The organism is Candidatus Dorea massiliensis AP6, from assembly GCF_964245105.1.
GTDB lineage: Bacteria > Bacillota > Clostridia > Lachnospirales > Lachnospiraceae > Laedolimicola > Laedolimicola intestinihominis.
Genome location: NZ_CAXTKW010000022.1, coordinates 14,444 through 34,719 on the forward strand (window position 1 = coordinate 14,444; position 20,276 = coordinate 34,719).

Annotated in this window: 18 protein-coding genes; 14 read left to right on the plus strand and 4 right to left on the minus strand. The window is 48.1% G+C overall.

Annotated features, from left to right (window positions below; all coding sequences use genetic code 11):
• Positions 1 to 1,552 precede the first annotated feature (1,552 nt).
• The 5 genes from ACESZP_RS16885 (at position 1,553) to ACESZP_RS16905 (ending at position 6,913) form a co-directional block, all read left to right on the plus strand.
• Entirely contained in the window at positions 1,553 to 5,002 is a 3,450-nt protein-coding gene (locus tag ACESZP_RS16885; RefSeq protein WP_499709829.1) for a helicase-like domain-containing protein, read from the plus strand.
• Between the two features lies 1 nt (position 5,003).
• Positions 5,004 to 5,822: a DUF3848 domain-containing protein gene (locus ACESZP_RS16890; RefSeq protein ID WP_055290207.1), complete on the plus strand. Its 819-nt coding sequence runs from the start codon at positions 5,004 to 5,006 to the stop codon at positions 5,820 to 5,822.
• 2 nt (positions 5,823 to 5,824) lie between these two features.
• Positions 5,825 to 6,163 (plus strand): plasmid mobilization protein, encoded by a 339-nt coding sequence (locus ACESZP_RS16895; RefSeq protein WP_015529854.1) that lies wholly within the window; start codon positions 5,825 to 5,827, stop codon positions 6,161 to 6,163.
• Between the two features lie 151 nt (positions 6,164 to 6,314).
• Positions 6,315 to 6,617 carry a hypothetical protein gene (locus tag ACESZP_RS16900; RefSeq protein ID WP_015529855.1) on the plus strand — a complete coding sequence of 101 codons (303 nt, stop codon included), beginning with the start codon at positions 6,315 to 6,317 and terminating at the stop codon, positions 6,615 to 6,617.
• Entirely contained in the window at positions 6,614 to 6,913 is a 300-nt protein-coding gene (locus tag ACESZP_RS16905; RefSeq protein WP_015529856.1) for a CD1845 family protein, read from the plus strand. The genes ACESZP_RS16900 and ACESZP_RS16905 overlap by 4 nt, the downstream gene beginning before the upstream one ends.
• 74 nt (positions 6,914 to 6,987) lie before the next feature.
• Here the strand turns inward: ACESZP_RS16905 and ACESZP_RS16910 are convergent, their stop codons facing one another.
• Positions 6,988 to 8,400, minus strand: coding sequence for an ATP-binding protein (locus tag ACESZP_RS16910; protein ID WP_499709822.1), 1,413 nt, complete (start codon positions 8,398 to 8,400; stop codon positions 6,988 to 6,990).
• Positions 8,401 to 8,514: 114 nt separating this feature from the next.
• Here ACESZP_RS16910 and ACESZP_RS16915 point away from each other — a divergent pair, with 114 nt between their 5' ends.
• Positions 8,515 to 9,927, plus strand: coding sequence for a relaxase/mobilization nuclease domain-containing protein (locus ACESZP_RS16915; RefSeq protein WP_499709823.1), 1,413 nt, complete (start codon positions 8,515 to 8,517; stop codon positions 9,925 to 9,927).
• A 222-nt stretch (positions 9,928 to 10,149) separates the two neighbouring features.
• Here the strand turns inward: ACESZP_RS16915 and ACESZP_RS16920 are convergent, their stop codons facing one another.
• Positions 10,150 to 10,506, minus strand: a complete 357-nt coding sequence (locus ACESZP_RS16920; RefSeq protein WP_008728409.1) for a helix-turn-helix domain-containing protein — start codon at positions 10,504 to 10,506, stop codon at positions 10,150 to 10,152.
• Between the two features lie 709 nt (positions 10,507 to 11,215).
• Here ACESZP_RS16920 and ACESZP_RS16925 point away from each other — a divergent pair.
• The 3 genes from ACESZP_RS16925 to ACESZP_RS16935 all read left to right on the plus strand — a co-directional run bounded on the left by ACESZP_RS16925 (position 11,216) and on the right by ACESZP_RS16935 (position 14,071).
• Positions 11,216 to 11,794 (plus strand): MptD family putative ECF transporter S component, encoded by a 579-nt coding sequence (locus ACESZP_RS16925; protein ID WP_008728410.1) that lies wholly within the window; start codon positions 11,216 to 11,218, stop codon positions 11,792 to 11,794.
• Positions 11,795 to 11,859: 65 nt separating this feature from the next.
• The gene (locus tag ACESZP_RS16930; RefSeq protein WP_499709824.1) at positions 11,860 to 12,531 is read left to right on the plus strand and encodes an energy-coupling factor transporter transmembrane component T; all 672 of its coding nucleotides are present in this window, start codon (positions 11,860 to 11,862) and stop codon (positions 12,529 to 12,531) included.
• 4 nt (positions 12,532 to 12,535) lie between these two features.
• Positions 12,536 to 14,071: an ABC transporter ATP-binding protein gene (locus ACESZP_RS16935; protein ID WP_499709825.1), complete on the plus strand. Its 1,536-nt coding sequence runs from the start codon at positions 12,536 to 12,538 to the stop codon at positions 14,069 to 14,071.
• A gap of 19 nt (positions 14,072 to 14,090) precedes the next feature.
• On the opposite strand, the gene ACESZP_RS16940 is transcribed toward ACESZP_RS16935, so the two are convergent.
• Positions 14,091 to 14,411: a hypothetical protein gene (locus ACESZP_RS16940; RefSeq protein ID WP_015518827.1), complete on the minus strand. Its 321-nt coding sequence runs from the start codon at positions 14,409 to 14,411 to the stop codon at positions 14,091 to 14,093.
• 33 nt (positions 14,412 to 14,444) lie between these two features.
• On the opposite strand from ACESZP_RS16940, the gene ACESZP_RS16945 reads away from it, so the two are divergent.
• From ACESZP_RS16945 to ACESZP_RS16960, 4 genes are all read left to right on the plus strand, one after another.
• Positions 14,445 to 15,023 (plus strand): helix-turn-helix domain-containing protein, encoded by a 579-nt coding sequence (locus ACESZP_RS16945; RefSeq protein WP_412329772.1) that lies wholly within the window; start codon positions 14,445 to 14,447, stop codon positions 15,021 to 15,023.
• 121 nt (positions 15,024 to 15,144) lie between these two features.
• Complete coding sequence (locus tag ACESZP_RS16950; RefSeq protein WP_499709826.1) at positions 15,145 to 16,926, plus strand: ABC transporter ATP-binding protein; 1,782 nt, start codon at positions 15,145 to 15,147, stop codon at positions 16,924 to 16,926.
• Positions 16,919 to 18,670, plus strand: coding sequence for an ABC transporter ATP-binding protein (locus ACESZP_RS16955; RefSeq protein ID WP_015518830.1), 1,752 nt, complete (start codon positions 16,919 to 16,921; stop codon positions 18,668 to 18,670). Before ACESZP_RS16950 ends, ACESZP_RS16955 begins: the two co-directional genes overlap by 8 nt.
• Before the next feature lie 17 nt (positions 18,671 to 18,687).
• Positions 18,688 to 19,056 carry a metal-dependent transcriptional regulator gene (locus ACESZP_RS16960; protein ID WP_015518831.1) on the plus strand — a complete coding sequence of 123 codons (369 nt, stop codon included), beginning with the start codon at positions 18,688 to 18,690 and terminating at the stop codon, positions 19,054 to 19,056.
• 106 nt (positions 19,057 to 19,162) lie between these two features.
• Here ACESZP_RS16960 and ACESZP_RS16965 read toward each other — a convergent pair whose 3' ends face one another.
• Positions 19,163 to 19,324 carry a hypothetical protein gene (locus ACESZP_RS16965; RefSeq protein ID WP_015529866.1) on the minus strand — a complete coding sequence of 54 codons (162 nt, stop codon included), beginning with the start codon at positions 19,322 to 19,324 and terminating at the stop codon, positions 19,163 to 19,165.
• Between the two features lie 218 nt (positions 19,325 to 19,542).
• On the opposite strand from ACESZP_RS16965, the gene ACESZP_RS16970 reads away from it, so the two are divergent.
• Positions 19,543 to 19,956 (plus strand): sigma-70 family RNA polymerase sigma factor, encoded by a 414-nt coding sequence (locus ACESZP_RS16970; protein ID WP_015518833.1) that lies wholly within the window; start codon positions 19,543 to 19,545, stop codon positions 19,954 to 19,956.
• Positions 19,957 to 20,276 lie beyond the last annotated feature (320 nt).

Genomic DNA, 20,276 nt, shown 5'->3' on the forward strand with positions numbered 1-20,276 from the left:
TGGCCAGTGGCAGACCTTCCCCAATGCCAAAGCTGCCGAGGAAGCCTCCTATGAGGAATACAAGGACAACCTGCGCCGCAATGCACAGAACTTCCGCATTACCGATGAGCATTTGGGTGAAGGCGGTCCGAAAGCCAAGTTCCAGGCAAATGTCAATGCGATTCGTTTGCTGAAAGAGCTGGAAGCTGCCGGACAGCAGGCAAGCCCCGAACAGCAGGAGGTTCTTTCTCGATATGTGGGCTGGGGCGGTCTCTCTGATGCGTTTGACCCGGAGAAACCGGCATGGGCTTTAGAGTATGCCCAGCTAAAAGAACTGCTGACCCCGGAGGAATATGCCGCCGCCAGAAGCTCTACCCTCAACGCCCATTACACCAGCCCTACGGTCATTCAGGCCATCTATGAAGCGGTGAACCGTATGGGATTTGAGACCGGAAATATTCTGGAGCCGTCTATGGGTGTGGGCAATTTCTTTGGTATGCTGCCGGAGAAAATGCGAAACAGCCGTCTGTACGGCGTGGAGCTGGACCCTGTTTCCGGGCGCATCGCAAAGCAGCTCTATCCCAAGGCGGACATCACAGTAGGCGGCTTTGAGACCACCGACAGGCGTGACTTCTTTGACCTTGCCATCGGCAATGTACCTTTCGGTCAGTATCAGGTCAATGACAAAGCCTACAACAAGCTGAATTTCAGTATTCACAACTACTTTTTCGCCAAAGCACTGGACCAGGTGCGTCCCGGCGGTGTGGTGGCTTTTGTGACCTCCCGCTATACCATGGATGCCAAGGATTCCACCGTGCGCCGCTATCTTGCCCACCGTGCCGAACTGCTGGGAGCGATCCGTCTGCCTAATGACGCGTTCAAAAAGAATGCCGGTGCCGAGGTTGTATCGGACATCATCTTTCTCCAAAAGCGGGACCGTCCGCTGGACATCGTGCCGGAATGGACTCAGATCGGACAAACGGAGGATGGGTTTGCCATCAACCGGTATTTTATCGACCACCCGGAAATGGTGCTGGGCAGACAGGAGCCGGTAAGCACTGCTCATGGTATGGACTACACTGTGAATCCTATCGAGGGACTGGAGCTTTCCGACCAGCTGCATGATGCCGTGAAGTACATTCATGGCACTTATCAGGAGGCAGAGCTGCCGGAGCTGGGCGAAGGCGAAGCTATTGACACCTCCATTCCTGCCGACCCCAATGTGAAGAACTATTCCTATGCCATTGTAGACGGGCAGGTGTACTACCGGGAAAACAGCCGTATGGTGCGCCCTGACCTCAACGCCACCGCCGAAGCCCGCGTGAAAGGTCTTGTGGGACTGCGTGATTGTGTGCAGGAACTGATCGACCTTCAGATGGATGCAGCGGTTCCGGACAGCACCATTACCCAAAAGCAGGCGGAACTGAACAGCCTATATGACAGCTTTTCTGAAAAATATGGCCTTATCAATGACCGTGCAAACCGTCTGGCCTATGCAGACGATTCTTCCTATTACCTGCTCTGTGCGCTGGAAGTCATCGACGAGGACGGAAAGCTGGAACGCAAGGCAGATATGTTCACCAAACGGACCATCAAGCCCCATCAGGCGGTGGCTGTGGTGGATACGGCAAGTGAAGCACTGGCGGTGTCCATCTCGGAAAAAGCCTGCGTGGATATGGACTATATGAGCCAGCTTACCAGAAAAACAAAAGAAGAACTGGCCGGAGAGCTGCAAGGCGTAATTTTCCGTGTACCGGGACAGTTGGAACAGGACGGCACACCCCATTATGTGACTGCTGATGAATACCTTTCCGGCAATGTACGCCGCAAACTGCGTCAGGCGCAGCGGGCGGCACAGCAGGACCCTTCTTTTGCAGTCAATGTGGAAGCTCTTACCGCCGCCCAGCCCAAAGACCTGGATGCGTCGGAAATTGAGGTGCGTCTGGGCGCTACCTGGATTGACAAGGAGTACATCCAGCAGTTTATGTACGAGACCTTCAACACCCCGTTTTATCTCCAGCGCAGCATTGAGGTCAACTATTCCTCCTTTACTGCTGAATGGCAGATCAAGGGGAAATCTTCTGTATCCTACAACGATGTGGCAGCTTATACCACCTACGGAACCAGCCGCGCCAACGCCTACAAGATTCTGGAGGATTCCTTAAACCTGCGGGATGTCCGTATCTATGACACCATAGAGGACGCAGACGGAAAAGAGCGCCGCGTACTAAACGCCAAGGAGACCACTCTGGCTGCCCAAAAACAGCAGGCGATCCGGGAAGCCTTTAGGGACTGGATCTGGAGAGACCCGGAGCGCCGCCAGACTTTGGTGCGCCAGTATAACGAAGAAATGAACTCTACCCGTCCCCGCGAGTATGATGGCAGCCATATCACTTTTGGCGGCATGAACCCGGCCATTACCCTGCGGGAACACCAGAAAAGTGCCATCGCCCATGTGCTGTATGGCGGAAATACCCTGCTGGCACACGAAGTAGGCGCGGGCAAAACCTTTGAGATGGTGGCCGCTGCGATGGAAGCCAAACGCCTGGGCTTGTGCCAGAAATCTCTCTTTGTGGTTCCCAACCACCTGACTGAGCAGTGGGCATCGGAGTTTCTGCGCCTCTATCCTTCTGCCAACATCTTAGTCACAACCAAAAAGGACTTTGAGACCCATAACCGCAAGAAGTTCTGCGCCCGTATTGCGACCGGTGACTACGACGCCATCATCATGGGACACAGTCAGTTTGAGCGTATCCCCATCAGCCGGGAGCGTCAGGAACGGCTTCTCTATGAACAGATCGACGAGATCACTGAGGGGATTGCAGAGGTACAGGCAAGTGGCGGCGAGCGTTTTACCGTCAAGCAGCTGGAGCGTACCAGAAAGTCTCTGGAAGCCAGACTGGAAAAGCTGCAAGCCGAGGGGCGAAAAGACGATGTGGTAACCTTCGAGCAGCTGGGTGTGGACCGTTTGTTTGTGGACGAGGCCCACAACTATAAAAACCTGTTTCTATACACAAAAATGCGGAATGTGGCTGGTCTTTCCACATCGGACGCGCAGAAATCCTCCGATATGTTTGCCAAGTGCCGCTATATGGATGAGATCACCGGAAACCGTGGCGTGATTTTTGCCACCGGCACCCCGGTCAGCAACTCCATGACCGAGCTTTACACCATGCAGCGTTACCTTCAGTATGAACGCCTGCAAGAACTGAACATGACCCACTTCGACTGCTGGGCTTCCCGATTTGGAGAGACCGTCACAGCATTGGAGCTGGCACCGGAAGGCACCGGCTACCGGGCAAGAACGAGATTCAGCAAGTTCTTTAATCTGCCGGAGCTGATGAACCTGTTCAAAGAAGTGGCGGACATTAAGACTGCCGACCAGTTAAATCTCCCTACCCCGGAAGTGGAGTACCACAACATCGTGGCGCAGCCCACCGAACATCAGCAGGAAATGGTCAAAGCTCTTTCGGAGCGTGCATCGCTGGTACACAGCGGAACTGTTGACCCGTCCCAGGATAACATGCTCAAGATTACCTCGGATGGCCGTAAGTTGGGGCTTGACCAGAGGATCGTCAGCCAGATGCTGCCGGACGAACCCGGCACAAAGGTCAATCAGTGTGTGGACAACATCATGCAGATCTGGCGGGACGGCAAAGCTGACAAGCTGACCCAGCTGGTGTTCTGCGACATTTCTACACCACAGGCCAAAGCTCCTGCAAGCAAGGCGGCGAAAACGCTGGATAATCCACTGCTTCACGCATTGGAAGGCGCTGTGCCTCTGCCGGAACAGGAACCGACCTTTACGGTATATGACGATATTCGTCAGAAACTCATTGCTCAGGGGATGCCTGCCGACCAGATCGCTTTTATCCATGAAGCCAATACCGAAGTGCGGAAAAAGGAGCTGTTCTCTAAAGTCCGTACCGGTCAGGTTCGTGTCCTTTTGGGCAGCACCGCCAAGATGGGCGCAGGCACCAATGTGCAGGACCGTCTGGTGGCACTTCATGATCTGGACTGTCCGTGGAGACCCGGAGACCTTGCCCAGAGAAAGGGGCGTATCGAGCGTCAGGGCAACCAGAACCCCCTTGTTCATGTGTACCGCTATGTGACCGAGGGAACCTTTGACGCATACCTCTGGCAGACAGTGGAGAACAAGCAGAAATTCATCAGTCAGATCATGACTTCTAAATCGCCGGTGCGTTCCTGCGATGATGTGGATGAAACAGCCCTCAGTTTTGCCGAGATCAAGGCTCTGTGTGCCGGAGATCCCCGCATCAAGGAGCGTATGGATTTGGATGTGGAGGTATCCCGCCTGAAGCTGATGAAAGCCGACCACCAGAGCAAGCAATATCGTCTGGAGGACCAGCTGCTCAAATACTTCCCGGAGGAGATTGAAAAGCACAAAGGTTTTATCAAGGGCTTTGAATCCGATCTGGAGGTTTTGGCAGCTCACCCGCACCCAGAGGACGGTTTTGCTGGTATGGAGATTCGTGGAGACCTGCTGACCGATAAGGAGAACGCCGGTGCAGCCCTTTTGGATGCCTGCAAGGAGGTCAAAACCTCCGATCCGGTGCAGATCGGCAGCTACCGGGGTTATGCCATGTCCGTGGAATTCTCCGCATGGAAACAGGAATATACGCTCCTGCTGAAAGGACAGATGACCCACCGGGCAACACTTGGTACAGACCCTCGCGGAAATCTTACCCGTATCGACAATGCCCTCGCCCAGATGTCCCAGCGTCTGGAGGCGGCAAAGGCCCAGCTGGATAACCTCTATCAGCAGCAGGCTGCGGCAAAGGAGGAAGCCGGAAAGCCATTCCTTTATGAAGAAGAACTGCGAAGCAAAAATGCCCGTCTGGTGGAGTTGGATACCCTGCTCAACATCGACGGAAAGGGACAGACACACGCCGAGGCTGTTGTTGCCAAAAGCACACGGCCTTCGGTGCTGGATAACCTAAAACGCCCGGTGCAACCCCACAGTACAGACAAGAAACCAAAACAGCATGAGGAGGTGCGATAACATGAATACTAACGATCTGAATGCAGCCCTTTATGAAAAGATGGCTGCCGAACAGGATAAGTTCCGGGACTGGCTGAAAAGCCAGCCCCCGGAAGAAATCCTGCACCACACCTATGAATATACTGTCCGTGAGGATATTGTGATGGCGCTGGAGGAGCTGGAGCTGACCGACGTCCAGGCCAAGGCACTTTTGGAATCTCCCTCTCCATTGGCGGATGTGTACCGCTATTTTGAAAAGCTGGAGACCGGCTATATGGATGTGATCCGGGACAGTATTGAGAACCGTGCCGACGATGTGTGCAGAGCTAAAGAGGAACTGCGAACAACACCGATCTATCCCCATTCAGCTGCCTATGCGAGAGAACATGGGGAGCTGGAGCAGTACCGAGCTTCCAACAATGTAAATCGCCAATGCAAGGAGTCTATTGAAGCGGCGGTGCGGGAGCACTTCGACGGAATGTATCTCAGCCACGATGCGGCAAAGGGTGTGATCGAGACCTATGGCATGGAGCGTGTGTCCATGGTTCTGTCTAACACGGTCCAGCTTCAGGACTGGGATGGGCGTTACTCCCGACGCAACAAAGAATGGGCCAAGACCATTCCCAACGATAATCCCGAAACCGTCCGTTGTGGTTATGCCTTAAACAGCCACCCTGCTGTGCTGGATGGTTTTATTGATCTGGTGCGTGAAGAACAGCAGCGCAGCCGTACCCAGAGAGAAAAACTGGAACCGTCCCGTCCCTCAGTACGGGATAAGCTCAAACAGGAGCTGCCCGCCCATAAGTCTGCCGCCCCGAAAAAACGGGAGCCGGAGCGATAACCATGGCAAAGCGCAAGCGGGATGTGCCGGTTTTGTTTTGGGTGTCCGCAGAAGAACTGGAACTGATCCATCAAAAGATGCAGCAATACGGGACAGAGAATTTGAGCGCTTATCTGCGGAAAATGGCGCTGGATGGTTATGTGGTCAAGCTGGAACTGCCAGAGATGAAGGAGTTGGTCTCCCTGATGCGCCGAAGCAGCAACAACTTGAACCAGCTGACCCGCAAAGTGCATGAGACCGGACGGGTTTATAATGCTGACTTGGAGGATATATCCCAGCGGCAGGAACAACTGTGGGAGGGTGTGAAGGAAATCCTTACCCAACTCTCCAAACTTTCATAACAGGGATAGATACTCCATTTGCGGAGGGAGGAACGGCGTTTCTTCGCCGCACCTTCCTCCGCTTTTTCTTTTTGTCTGTATCCTTGTTTTTTGCCTGTCCGTACCGGATAATATGAGTAGAATAAGAAGCGTAGCAAAGGAGTGAAAACAGATGCTGACCTTTGAAAAGGTGCTGGAGATTTTTGCGGATTACCTAACCGCAGACGAGACCATAGAAGTTTATATCAGCCGTCATGGATGTGTAAGAGTTGAATTTGACCAAGATTTTCACTATTGCTCTGGCGAGGTGTGCCATACTCCCAAGGAACTGTTCGACCTCTTAGCCGATGATTACCGGACTTATCTGGAGATTGAACTGACCAAAGGAAAACGGGAAGTGACGGAAGATGATGAGAGAGAAGCGGATGCCCTATGCAAACAGTATCTGGAGCGTTGGAAGGAGGAACAGAAATGAAGATTTTGAAATGTCTGCTGATGATCGTAACTGCACCGGTCATTTTGGTGTTGACGCTTTTTGTCTGGCTCTGCACGGGGCTGATCTACATATCCGGTCTGGTGCTTGGTCTACTAAGCACGGTAATTGCTCTGCTTGGCGTGGCTGTGCTGATTACCTATTCCCCGCAGAATGGTGTGATTTTGCTGGTTATGGCATTTTTGATTAGCCCGATGGGGCTGCCGCTGGCTGCGATCTGGCTGCTGGGAAAGGTGCAGAGTTTGAAATTTGCGATACAGGATTGGGTGTATGGGTAAATGATGTGAATATAATTTGGAATGAAAAAGAAGCAGGACAATGGGAGATGAGACCCAATGCCCTGCTTCTCTGTTTATTCGGAACGAACTGTAATATATTTTTGATTGCGACTTTTAGGTTTATCGGGAATAGTCATTTCTAATTGCCCGGATTCTAAAAGCGGATTGATATGTTTCAAAGTGAAGTTTCTTAAATCTTTGAAGCCGCAAAATACTGCAAGCTCTTTCTTGGATTTTGGTGTTGTGCAAAAAGCCAAAATCTGTTTGGATACCGTTGATAGTTCAATAACTTGGTGGGTAACTTGGTGGATAACTTGGTGGGTGTCATCCTCTAAGTTGTAGTTTACATTTTTCAAGATGACCCTGAAATCTGTTGCTGTTGAGGAAAATTCAGGCTTATATGCCGCTGTATATCCAGGTAGCTTTTCGGTTTCACTGACGATTTTGCGCAGACCACTTCCACGGCGTTCCATGTACTTCATGCGGTGGAACAGGTCAGCAATCACAGGGTTTCGTCGCATGGAACGGATACTGTAAATATCGTATTCCTGAATTGAGCCGCCGCCAAACATACCGCCCGGAGATGTGATTTCCACCCGATCATCAAACATATCAATATGGATTTCGCTGCCAAGCACAATATAATCACGATGGATAAGCGCATTAACAAGAGCCTCTGTCACAGCTCGTTCAGCATAATCCGGCTTGTCTACACGATACTGTGCCTTTTTGACAAAACGGACTTTGGAATTATTGCGAATAAATTCACTGCCGCTGTTCAGTAAATAAATCAAATTTCCCTCGTATTCTTTATCGTCCAGCGCATCATCAAAGATAGAGCCTTTTTCCAAGCCATTCCACCGGGTACAGAACATACGGGAGTTATAAACTGTGTGCTGATCGGTCATGAGCTTTCCGGCATTGGTCAAAAACCCATTTTTGTCAGCCAAACCGAAGGAGACATAATCGGATGGCTCAAAGCGGAGACCAGTCCGTTCCAGATAGGTTGCTTCCAGAAGTGTAAAGCTGTAATCCTTTTTTACCGCGTCTGTTGTTAGGGTATCAAAGGACTGATTGGTTCCCTTTAAGATCAGTTCATTCACAATGTAATCAGGGGCAATTACGCTTTCATTTCCAACACGGATATATGCTTCCATCACTCCGTCTGCCTTGTAATAGTATGGGGTGCTGCGGCCAGGAGAAACCTCCAGAGCCAACAGGTTTTTACCATCTTCCTGCAATGGCTTTAAGATAAACTGCGGTAATGGTGTGATACGTTCTTTGATTAAGCGGCTGATCGCTTCAGCATCCTTTTGAACATCGGACAAGCCGATAGGCTCCCGGTCATCGGAGACTCCGAAAAACAGAGTGCCGCCAATTCCATTGGAAAAGGCACTGACACTTTTTAACCAGCTTTTTGGCTTTTTTATTTCGAGAGCAACTTTGAAATCACATTCGGTTGCTTCAGCAATGAGCTGTTCTATCATAAAATCCCTCCTTTGAGGTATTGGTAGTTTCTTTATATTATACCCATAAGGAGAGTTTATTTCAACGATAGGCACAAAGAGTTCAGAGAAAATATTTTGAGAGGAGGGCTTTTTATGGCAACTACAAGAATCATGCCACTTCATGTCGGCAAAGGCCGCACAGAGAGTCGGGCGATCAGTGACATCATCGACTATGTAGCAAATCCACAGAAAACAGATAATGGCAGGCTCATCGCAGGATTTGCGTGTGACAGCAGAACGGTTGATGCGGAGTTTCTTTTAGCAAAAAGGCAGTATATCGTTGCTACCGGACGAGTGCGCGGTGCGGATGATGTGATTGCCTATCATGTGCGCCAGTCCTTCCGCCCCGGCGAGATTACTCCGGAAGAAGCTAACCGGCTGGGTGTGGAATTTGCCAAGCGATTTACTAAAGGCAACCATGCCTTTGTGGTCTGCACTCACATAGACAAGTCGCACATTCATAATCACATTATCTGGTCATCGGTCAGCTTAGAATATGACCGAAAATTCCGAAACTTTTGGGGCAGTACCAAGGCGGTTCGCAGGTTAAGTGATACCATCTGCATTGAAAACGGACTGTCCATTGTAGAGAATCCGAACCCTCACGGAAAGAGCTATAACAAATGGCTGGGAGATCAGGCAAAACCCTCTCACCGAGAGCTGCTTCGTGTGGCGATTGACAACGCATTATCACAAAGTCCTGCTAATTTTGAGGAGCTGCTGAAGCTGCTGCAAGAGTCCGGCTGTGAGGTATCAAAGCGTGGAAAATCGTATCGTCTGAAGCTCCCCGGTTGGGAGAAAGCAGCCCGTATGGACAGCCTGGGCGAAGGATATGGATTGGAAGATTTACAGGCAGTTATTTCTGGGAAGAAAACGCATACCCCACGAAAGAAAACGGTCACACAGGCAGTGCTGCCGAAGGTCAATCTGCTGGTGGACATTCAGTCAAAATTGCAGGCTGGAAAAGGTGCTGGCTATGCTCGATGGGCTAAAGTTTTTAATCTGAAACAAATGGCGCAGACCATGAATTACCTGTCAGAGAATAATCTGCTGGAGTATGCGGTTTTGGAAGAAAAGGCTGCGGCTGCCACGGCACATCACAATGATCTTTCGGCGCAGATCAAAGCGGCTGAAAAGCGCATGGCAGAGATCGCTGTTCTGCGTACTCACATCGTAAATTATGCCAAGACCCGTGAGGTCTATGTGGCATACCGCAAAGCGGGTTACTCTAAGAAATTCCGGGAGGAACATGAGGAAGAAATTCTGCTCCACCAGGCTGCTAAGAATGCCTTTGATGAGATGGGCGTCAAGAAGCTGCCCAAGGTCAAAGAGTTGCAGACAGAGTACGCGAAATTACTGGAAGAAAAGAAAAAGACCTATGCCGAGTACCGGCGTTCCCGTGAAGAAATGCGGGAGCTTTTAACGGCAAAGGCCAATGTGGATCGGGTGCTGAAAATGGAGGTAGAACAGGATGTTGAAAAAGAAAAAGACCACGGCCAGCGGTAAGCTGGTTCTGGTCAAAAGCGTTCGCAGAACGCGCAGCCACAGAATGAAATTCTGTGTTCAAAGGGGCTTGGGGGCGCTGCCCTCAACAAGCAAGCGGAGAGGAAAATCACAAAGGGATTTTCTTCTCTGCGGGTCGGTGTGTATTAACACCGGCATTGCTTGCCTCTTTTCTCCGAAAATGAAAAGAACCAGTGAGAGAATCGTTAAATTTCACTCACTGGCTCAATTCATTTCAAATTTCTCGGACAATTCTGTTAGCTCTTTCACCGTTTCCTGTGTGTGATGCAACAGGGTGTCGCGCATTTCTGGCGGACAGCTGGAATAAAGCATTTTCATCTGATTGACACCCTCATCCTCCAGAGAAATATCTGGATTTATAAGCGTATCTAAAGAGATGTGCAGGACCTTTGCCAATGCTCTCAAAATCAAATAGGACGGGTTCATTTTCCCTTTTTCGATATTGGCAATTTGCTTTACAGAAACATGGCTTAGATCGGAAAGTTCCTGTTGTGTCAGTTCTTTATTCTTTCTGGCCTCTCTCATTTTCTGCCCTAAAGCAGTTAAATCATCAATCGGCATAATCGTTCACCTCAAATATATTTTATCGTTCCGATTTGCACAAAGGAATAACCTTATTGTGCTTGAGAACAGGACTGATTATGCTGATTCCTTTTTGATAACATGGTTGCTCCATGATTATGGCGTTTCCGGCTGCTAATTGAACTATGAGGATGAATTGCAGATTTCAGCTTTTAGTTCGTTGCCAAACGAGAATGATATAGAATGCGGTAGGGAGGCTATCAGTTTTATCCGCTCATCTATGAGCCGTTTTTTATTCTCTGTGACATAAAATTCATCTGGATATTCCGTTTTCGGTTCGCCATGCGCTGCCTCCATTCTTCATAAGAGTTTGAGATTATCCCAACAAACATTTTTCATTTTCGGGCAAGGGACCTGAAAATCCGAAAAATCGCAAGCGGGTACTCGCTTGCTGTGCTTGCTATCGAAACCCTACCTTCTATTTCTCCCTCTACTAATACTACAATTTGAAGCGGTGATTTTGGCTGTTTCCATTTCAAATTATGCAAGAACCGCCTCTGTTCAATGTTGAATAGTTCTATGTTCACGCACACACGCAGGCAATCACTCCCCGTAAAGATAACAAAAGCAAAGTAATTGTCTATTTGGAGCGAAAATGCCTTTTTGGAGAAGAAACATACAGACATATCTGCTATACTGAAATGCGGTTAGTTCGTGCTAACACAAAAGCAAACAGGAGGACCAAATAATGAATAAACTACAAGGAAAAGACCTTATCAATGTTGGAATCTTCACTGCGATCTATTTTGTGGTGATGATGGCGATTGCCATGCTGGGATTTATCCCTATTTTTCTTCCGCTTCTGATCGTGCTGGTTCCGCTGATTGGCGGAATCGTAATGATGCTGTATTATTCTAAAGTCCAGAAGTTTGGAATGGTATCGCTGACAGGACTGATCTGCGGTATTTTAATGTTGCTGACCGGCATGGGGTATTGGAGCATTATTACCGGTGCCGTGTTCGGTGTCCTGGCTGATCTTGTTTTGAAATCCGGCGATTATAAGAGTGCAAAAAAAGGAATCATATCGCATGGTGTTTTTTCCATGTGGATCATCGGAAACTACATTCCCATTGTTGCAACACGGGACAGCTACTATCAGCAGCTAATCAGCGGTTATGGACAAGAGTATGCAGATTCCATTATGAGCTATATCTCGGCATATACGCTCCCCCTTCTTTTGATTGCCGGATTCGTTTGCGGCGTGATCGGCGGTGTGATCGGCCAGAAAATTTTCAAAAAGCACTTTAAGCGTGCGGGTATTGCATAATGCGCCGTGAATTGTTAGCAAGCAAAAAAAAGGAAACCGGCCTGTCGTTAGACCCTCGGACAAAGTTGGCATTGCTTATCACGATTGCCCTCTTTGTCTTGAGCGGCGGAGGTGGGGCTGCTTCTAAACAGTTTGCTCCTATTTTGGCTGCTGTTCCATTGATCCTGCTGCTCACGGAAAAATCGTGGAAGGGATCGGTTATCTATTTTGTTTTATATGGCGGCAGCTATATATTGCAACTATGGGCGCTCCCCCACCTGTCCGGCCTTCCTAACTTTCTTGTTGTTGCAATCTGCGGTTTCTTTATGCGGTTTGTGCCGGGGATTATGATGGGATGCATCACGGTCAGGACGACGACGGTCAGCGAGTTTGTTGCCGCCATGAAGAAGCTGCATTTACCGGAGCAGATCATCATTCCTATGTCCGTGATATTCCGATTTTTCCCTACTGTTGTAGAAGAATATAATGCCATAGGGGACGCTATGAAAATGAGAGGAATCCGTTTTGGCGGGGGCAAAGCCAGTGCAATGCTGGAATACAGGCTTGTCCCTGTTATCATGTGTTCCGTCAAGATCGGGGAAGAATTAAATGCGGCAGCCCTGACAAGAGGATTGGGCGGTCCGGTCAAGAGGACAAACATCTGCGAAATCGGCTTTCATGTGCAGGATGTTTTTTTCCTGCTGCTATGTGTGGTGGCTTTTGCAATTCCTATTGTCACGATGATTACAGGGAGGTAGGCCTATGATCGAATGTAAAAAAGTTTCTTTTTCCTACCCTCCAAATGAAACTGACATTGGGGACAGGAAAGGACACGGAACATTAAGAAATATTGACCTGTCTATTAACGACGGGGATTTTGTACTGCTCTGCGGAACATCGGGCTGCGGTAAAACCACACTGACACGGCTGTTTAACGGACTGATTCCTCATTATTACGATGGAAAGCTGGAAGGCACTGTCATGCTTGATGGAGAAGATATGAGCGGGCTTTCCCTGTTTGATATATCAAAAAAAGTGGGTTCTGTTTTTCAGAATCCACGTTCTCAATTTTTTAATGTGGATACGACCAGCGAAATTGCCTTTGGATGTGAAAACCATGGATTGGAAGAAGCAGAAATCCGAAAGCGGGTAAAGCTGGTCTCAGAGCAGTTGAACCTTACAAATCTGCTGGACAGAAGTGTTTTCTCCCTTTCCGGTGGGGAAAAGCAAAAAATCGCCTGTGGATCTGCCGCCGCTGTGGAACCGGATGTATTTGTTTTGGACGAGCCATCTTCCAACCTTGACGCCTATTCCATCGCTGATTTTCGGAAACTGTTAAAAATATTGAAGTCACAGGGCAAAACAATTATTATTGCGGAGCACCGGCTCTACTATCTTTATGATCTGGCAGACAGGATCATATATTTAAGCGACGGGGAAATACAAGGGGATTATACTTTGCCGGAATTTCAGTTGATTCCGGCGGCGGAAAAAGCTAAAATGGGATTACGGCCTCTTGGCCTGGGTGAGTTTGCAGACATTGAGCCTGCCAGTCTACATTCAGGGCAGGGGATATGGAAACTGAACCACTTCCATTTCGCATACAAGAAACAGCCGGAAACGCTTTCTCTGGAAAATATAGAGCTTCCTGCCGGAAATGTAACGGCGGTCATCGGGCACAATGGAGCCGGAAAAACGACACTATCTCGTTGCTTATGCGGATTGGAAAAAAGATGTAAAGGTATCCTCGAAAAAGATGGTACTTCCTATTCAAGCAAACAGCGGCTGAAGCTATGCTATATGGTCATGCAGGATGTAAATCATCAGCTTTTTACGGAGAGCGTTTTAGAGGAAGTCCTGTTAAGTATGCCGGGGAAAGATTCCGATGAATCGCCTGAAAATGTGGCAAAGGCAGAGGCTATCTTGACAGAAATGGATTTGCTCCCGTACAAAGCCTGCCATCCGATGGGGCTTTCGGGAGGGCAAAAACAACGTGTGGCGATTGCTTCTGCGATTGCCTCTGAACGTCCGGTTATACTATTTGACGAACCTACCAGCGGCCTTGATCTCTTTCATATGAGGCAGGTGGCCGATTCGGTCAAAGGACTTGCCAATTCAGGAAAAACCATTGTGATTGTGACCCATGATCCTGAATTTATACTCAGGTGCTGCAATTATGTGATCCATCTGGAAAACGGCAGATTGGAGGAAAGCTATTTCCTCCAGGATACGGAAGGACGGGAACGGTTATTTAATTTCTTTATGATGGAAGGAGGCGGCGGAAATCAAACTGTTTGATGGTAAAATAAACTGCGGCTCAAATGTTAAAAATGTCATTGAAACTGAGGATTGCGTTGTCCTGCAGCTTTTTGACGAGAGCGGCGAGGGAACCATGACAGCCCACAAAATTTTTGATGGCGCTTTTGTGATGTATAGCGATATGCACCTGAAAGAATGTACCTCCTACTTTCAGAGTAGTACGGACAGTTCGCTTCTCTATATAGACCATTGCAGGGAGGGACGGATCGAAAGCGAGATTGACAATCATGCGTATAGCTATTTGCAAGAGAATGAGATGCGTGTGGATGACCGGCGTTCCCATTCGGGACGGTTCTGCTTTCCACTCTGCCACTATCATGGGATGACCCTGGGATTTGATCTGGACATTGCTGTGCCGGCGCTGAAAGACTTTTTTGGCGGATTTTCTGTTGATTTGTACGAGCTTCAAAAAAAGTATTGCAATGACAAGAAACCGTTTGTGATTCATAATGAGCCAGGAATTGAACATATTTTTTCAGAGCTTTACTTTGTCCCGCAGCAGATCAAAAGTGACTACTATAAAGTAAAAGCCCTGGAGCTGCTTTTATATCTGGACGCTTTGCAGTTTTCTGATTCCAAAGAAGATCGCCCTTATTTCTATAAAGGTCAGGTAGAAAAAATCAAAGCGATCCATGATCTTATTACGGCAAATTTGCAGGAGCATTACACGATGGATGAATTAGCTGAACGATTCCAGATTTCGTTGACGGGGATGAAAACCTGCTTTAAGGAAATATACGGAGATTCCATGTATTCCTATCTTCGCCGTTATCGGATGAACGTTGCTGCCACAATGCTCCGGCAGGATTCCAAAAAAGGGATTGCGGAAATTGCCGGAGCTGTGGGATATGAAAGCCCCAGTAAATTTGCAACAGCTTTCCGGCAGGTGATAGGGCAGACGCCGATGGAATATCGAAAATCTTTTTTCTAAACGGTGCATAAATGCCGTTTTGGAGAGGAAAGAAGAATTGAATACTGCTACAATAAGGATGGTTAGCAAAGACTACCCATCCTTTTTTCTTTGCTGACTAAAAAGAAGGAAGGTGATTGTAATGAAGCAGCAAAAAGATAATTGGGTGAAAATTCTGTTTTCCTTCGCCGCACCATGCAAGGGGAAAATGGCTCTTTCGGTATTCTGCGCCATTCTGAGCGTTGCAGGAGGGTTTATTCCTTTTTGGGCTGTATATGAAATCCTGCTGGCATTTATCAATCAGAATGTGACCCTGAATGGCATTCTGATTTGGTGTCTGGTTGGAGCAGCGGGCTACCTGCTGCGGGTTGCCTGCCATGGAATCTCTACGATCCTGGCGCATATTTCAGCCTATACCATTTTGGAAGGAATCCGGCTTAAAATTGCGGACCGGCTGATGAAAGCGCCTCTCGGCGAAGTGATGGGGCGGCGAATCGGCTATCTGAAAAATATCATCATGGATAAGGTGGAGGATTTAGAGCCGCCTTTGGCACACATGATCCCGGAATTGACTTCTAACCTCCTACTCCCTGTTGCAATTTTTACCTGGATGATGGTCATTGACTGGCGCATGGGATTGGCGGTTCTGATTGCTCCGGTGCTGGCCATGATTCCTATGTTTTTCCTTATGAGGAACTATAACAGCCAGTACGCCGCTTATATGGAGGCAAATAACCACGTCAACAGTATTATTATCGAGTATGTGGAAGGTATCGAGGTTGTAAAGGCCTTTAACCAAAGCACAAGCTCCTATGAAAAATTTGTTAATGCTGTCCAGTCGTTCAAAGAGTTTACCTTGGCATGGTTTAAGAGTACATGGAAATCGATGAACCTTATGATGGCGATTATGCCCACAACGCTCCTGGGGGTTCTTCCTGTCGGCCTTTTTCTGGTGCAGAATGGAAGTATCTCCCCTGCGGAGCTTGCAATGGGGATTATCCTTTCCCTCAGCATTGTTGGACCGTTGATGAAAGCAACCACTTTCATTAACGAAGCAAAGTCTATGGAATATGCAGTAGAGGCGGCAAATGAACTTTTGAACCTGCCTGTACTGCCGGATTCAGGGAAAATCGTATCTATTCCTCACAATGATATTGCGTTGAAGCATGTAACCTTTTCCTATGACGGTTCCGAGCAAAATGAAGTGTTGCATGATGTGAACCTGGAATTGCCAGAGGGAAGTTTTACGGCACTTGTAGGACCGTCTGGCGGCGGTAAATCAACGATTGCCCGTCTGATTGCAAGGTTTTGGGACGTGACAGGCGGCAACATTACCATTGGGGGGAAGAATATCAAAGAGTTGTCTATACGCCAGCTTTCCGAACTGGTCAGTTTTGTGACGCAGGATAACTTCCTGTTTAATTGCTCCCTGAAAGAAAACATCCGTCTTGGAAATCCAAACGCCACAGATGAAGAAGTATATGCGGCGGCGAAAGCGGCCTGCTGTGATGAATTTATTGTGCGTTTGGACAAAGGATATGATACCCCTGCCGGTGATGCCGGAAAGAGGCTGTCCGGCGGCGAAAAACAGCGAATTGCGATTGCGAGGGCGATCCTAAAAAATGCCCCGATTGTTATTTTGGATGAAGCGACAGCATTTACTGACCCGCAGAACGAAGATAAAATTCAGAAATCTATCATGGCGTTATCAAAGGGTAAAACTCTTCTTGTGATCGCCCACCGCCTTTCCACCATTCAGAACGCAGATCAGATTGTCGTGTTGAAAAAAGGCCGGATTGTGGATTGCGGAAAGCAGGAAGAATTGTTGAAGCGGTGTCCGCTTTATGCGGATATGTGGAAAGCCCACATCGGGGCGAAGAATTGGTCTGTGAGTGAAAAGAAGGAGGTGGCCGCTCATGTTTAAGTCTATGAAACGGATCATTAAATGGGCGGGGAAATATAAGGGACGCCTCTATCTTGGCTCTGTTTTTTCCTTTTTCAGCAGCCTGTCTACGGCGATCCCTACAATGGCTGCCGCTTATGCCCTTGATAAAGCAATCGCAGCTTATTGGGCAGGCAACACAATAGAATCCTCCCTGATCTGGCAGACGCTTTGGATTATTGTTGGCTCGATTGCGCTTAACTTTCTACTCTCTTATTTGCGGGCGGTGTTGCAGGAAAGCATTGGCTATGAAGTAGCCGCAGGGCAGCGAATCCATTTAGGCGATGTGCTGAAAAGGGTTCCTCTGGGATATTTTTCTAAAAACAGCGTGGGCGATATTCTGACAGGTGTTACCACGGAGCTATCCACACTTGAATTGCAGGGAATGAAGATGGTTGACATCATCATCAACGGATATGCAAAGTTTATTGCAATTCTTCTGTGTTTCCTTTTCCTGAGTCCAGCCGCAGCAGTGATTTCTGTTGTCGGCGTTGCCTTTTCCTCATTGGCCTTACATGGTATCAGCAGGCATAGTGAAAAGACCGCTGCTATCACGCACCAGGCCATGGAGGATATGTCTGGCTCTGCGATTGAATATATCCGCGGGCTGTCCATCGTTAAATCGTTCGGACAGGAAGGGGCTTCTATCGAAAGTTTCCGCAAGGCAAATACGGATTTGAAAAATATTCATATCAAAGTAGAAAAAGGCTATACGCCATTTAACTGCTTGCATCTGTTCTCCTTAAAACTGGCATCTATGGGGATTGTGTTTATCTGTGCATGGCAGACACTTAACGGGCAAATGAGTCTTGCTTATTTCCTGATGTTTGTTCTGTTTTCTTTCGTAATCTTTGGAAGTGTGGAAAACATTAACGACGCGGCTCACATGCTGGGTCTTATAGATTCCGCTATGAATAAGCTGGAAGCTCTGGAGAATGCAGAATATATCGACCAAGACGGAAAAGATATTACACCGACCTCGTATGACATTACTTTTCAGGATGTATCCTTTGGTTACGATAAACGGACTGTATTGCATGATGTGAATTTCACGATTCCGCAGAATACCACAACAGCGATTGTAGGTCCCTCCGGGAGCGGCAAGTCTACCCTGTGTAGCCTGATTGCACGCTTTTATGATGTTGACGCCGGAAAAATCACTTTAGGAGAAACAGATATTCGAGAATTTACCTGTGACAGCTTACTAAAAAATATCAGTATGGTGTTCCAGAATGTATATCTGTTCCGGGATACAATCCGTAACAATATCAAATTCGGCAGCCCGGACGCTTCGGAGGAACAGATGATTGCCGCTGCAAAAGAAGCGCGCTGCCATGACTTTATTATGGCCTTGCCAGATGGATATGATACCGTCATTGGGGAGGGCGGTTCTTCTCTTTCCGGCGGTGAAAAGCAGCGGATTTCGATTGCCAGAGCCATGCTGAAAGATGCGCCGATTGTCATTTTGGACGAGGCCACGGCCAGCATTGACCCAGAGAATGAGCATTTGATTCAAGAGGCTATTTCCGCACTGACACATGGTAAAACAATCATAACGATTGCCCATAGACTGGCGACGATTGAAAATGCGGATCAAATTCTTGTCATTGATGGTGGAACCGTCGTGCAGAAAGGAACCCATAAGGAATTGCTGGCTCAAAGGGGAACCTATCAGGAATTTATTAAGATTCGGGAACAGGCTGAGGGCTGGAGGATTCAACAATAAGCATAAAGGAGGAACTGATGAAGATTCATGCGTCTGGGGAGGATTATCTGGAGGCTATCCTTGTTCTACAAAAGAAAATGGGCATGGTCCGCTCCATTGACCTTGCCCGGCACATGGGCTTTAGCAAACCGAGTATCAGCCATGCGGTAGGCGTTTTGAAAAATGGAGGTTTTCTGACCGTGGATGATGATGGGTTCCTTCATCTGACCGTCATAGGTCGGGAGATTGCCGAGAAAATCTATGAACGCCATTTGTTTTTTATGGAGCAGTTTATCGCTGCTGGCGTCGATCAGGAAACAGCGGAACAAGACGCCTGCCGGATTGAACACGCCATCAGTGATACATCTTTCCGAAAGCTGAAGGAGAAAGTACAAGGAACCGATTAGCGCACATCGGCTCCGCTCTGCATAATAAGTTATCTGCCCCGTCCGGGGAAAGAAAAAAACCGTTGACTGGGGCAGATAATTTCGTGCGCTATTTTAAGGTTTGAACTCAATCGGCGGTTTTGAAGGACAATTTCAGAGCCGCCGTTTCTTTGCGTTTACACAAACTAATGACGACTTGCAGGGACACGGTAGCCGCTTGGAGGTTAATTTGCCGTGTCTCTTTTGCTTTTTCAAAGCTCCCATGATCTACATCAATTAAAAAAAGCATTGCCCCTCCTCCGGGCAAGTATAGCATTGCATCGGCATTATCGTTCCATGTGATTCAGCATAATAATGACTGTTCTTGGTGCGCCAGTTTCCCATTGCGGGAATCTGGCGTTTTTTGTTGCCTTTTTTTCGGAGATAATCCGGCTGTATACCGGTGTCGTTCCCCACCTCCATTCGATTCACTCGTCAATCACCCGTGAATCGAAATGGAGGTACATAATGAAGAAAATTAACCTTCGGGAACTTTATCCTGATGTTTATACAACAGACTTTTTTGTAGATGTGACAGAGGAAGTAATGGAGACTATTCGAGCAGCTGAACGTGCGGAGGCTGCGTATGAGCGAAAGATGTATCGTTATAAAGCACAGTATTCTCTGGATTGCGAGAATGGCATTGAAAATGCGGTGCTGTTGAAGCCGAAAACACCGGAGATGCTTCTGGAGGAAAAACAGCTTCAGGAGCAGGTCTATTCTGCTGTGATGAATTTACCGGAAAAACAGGCAAAGAGGATTTATGCCCGATATTACCTGGGAATGACGGTAAATGAAATTGCCGGGGTAGAAGGTGTAGACCCAAGCCGTGTCCGAGACAGTATCCGGCGCGGCTTAAAGCAGCTCGGAAAATATTTTTGATAAAGTTTCGTTTGATGCGCCTGTTTTTTGCCTTTTTTGTCAGTGTTAATAAGAAGGACAAATTTTCCTCCTTCATCTGCACATTGACAATCGAATAGACAGCACAACAGGTACATAACCCATGTACGAGCGAATATGAAACGCCGCGAGGATGGAGCAGTCAGGGAGGTGATGAAAGCACTGCTTCGGAGCGATCTACGATTTCATAAAAGAATGGTGGCAGATTTGGCGCGATGACTACATGGGGGCTTAAAGATACTTCCTCACGGCCCGCCAAAGACTTGGGGGGAACCCTGCGGCACACGATACGAACGATGCTG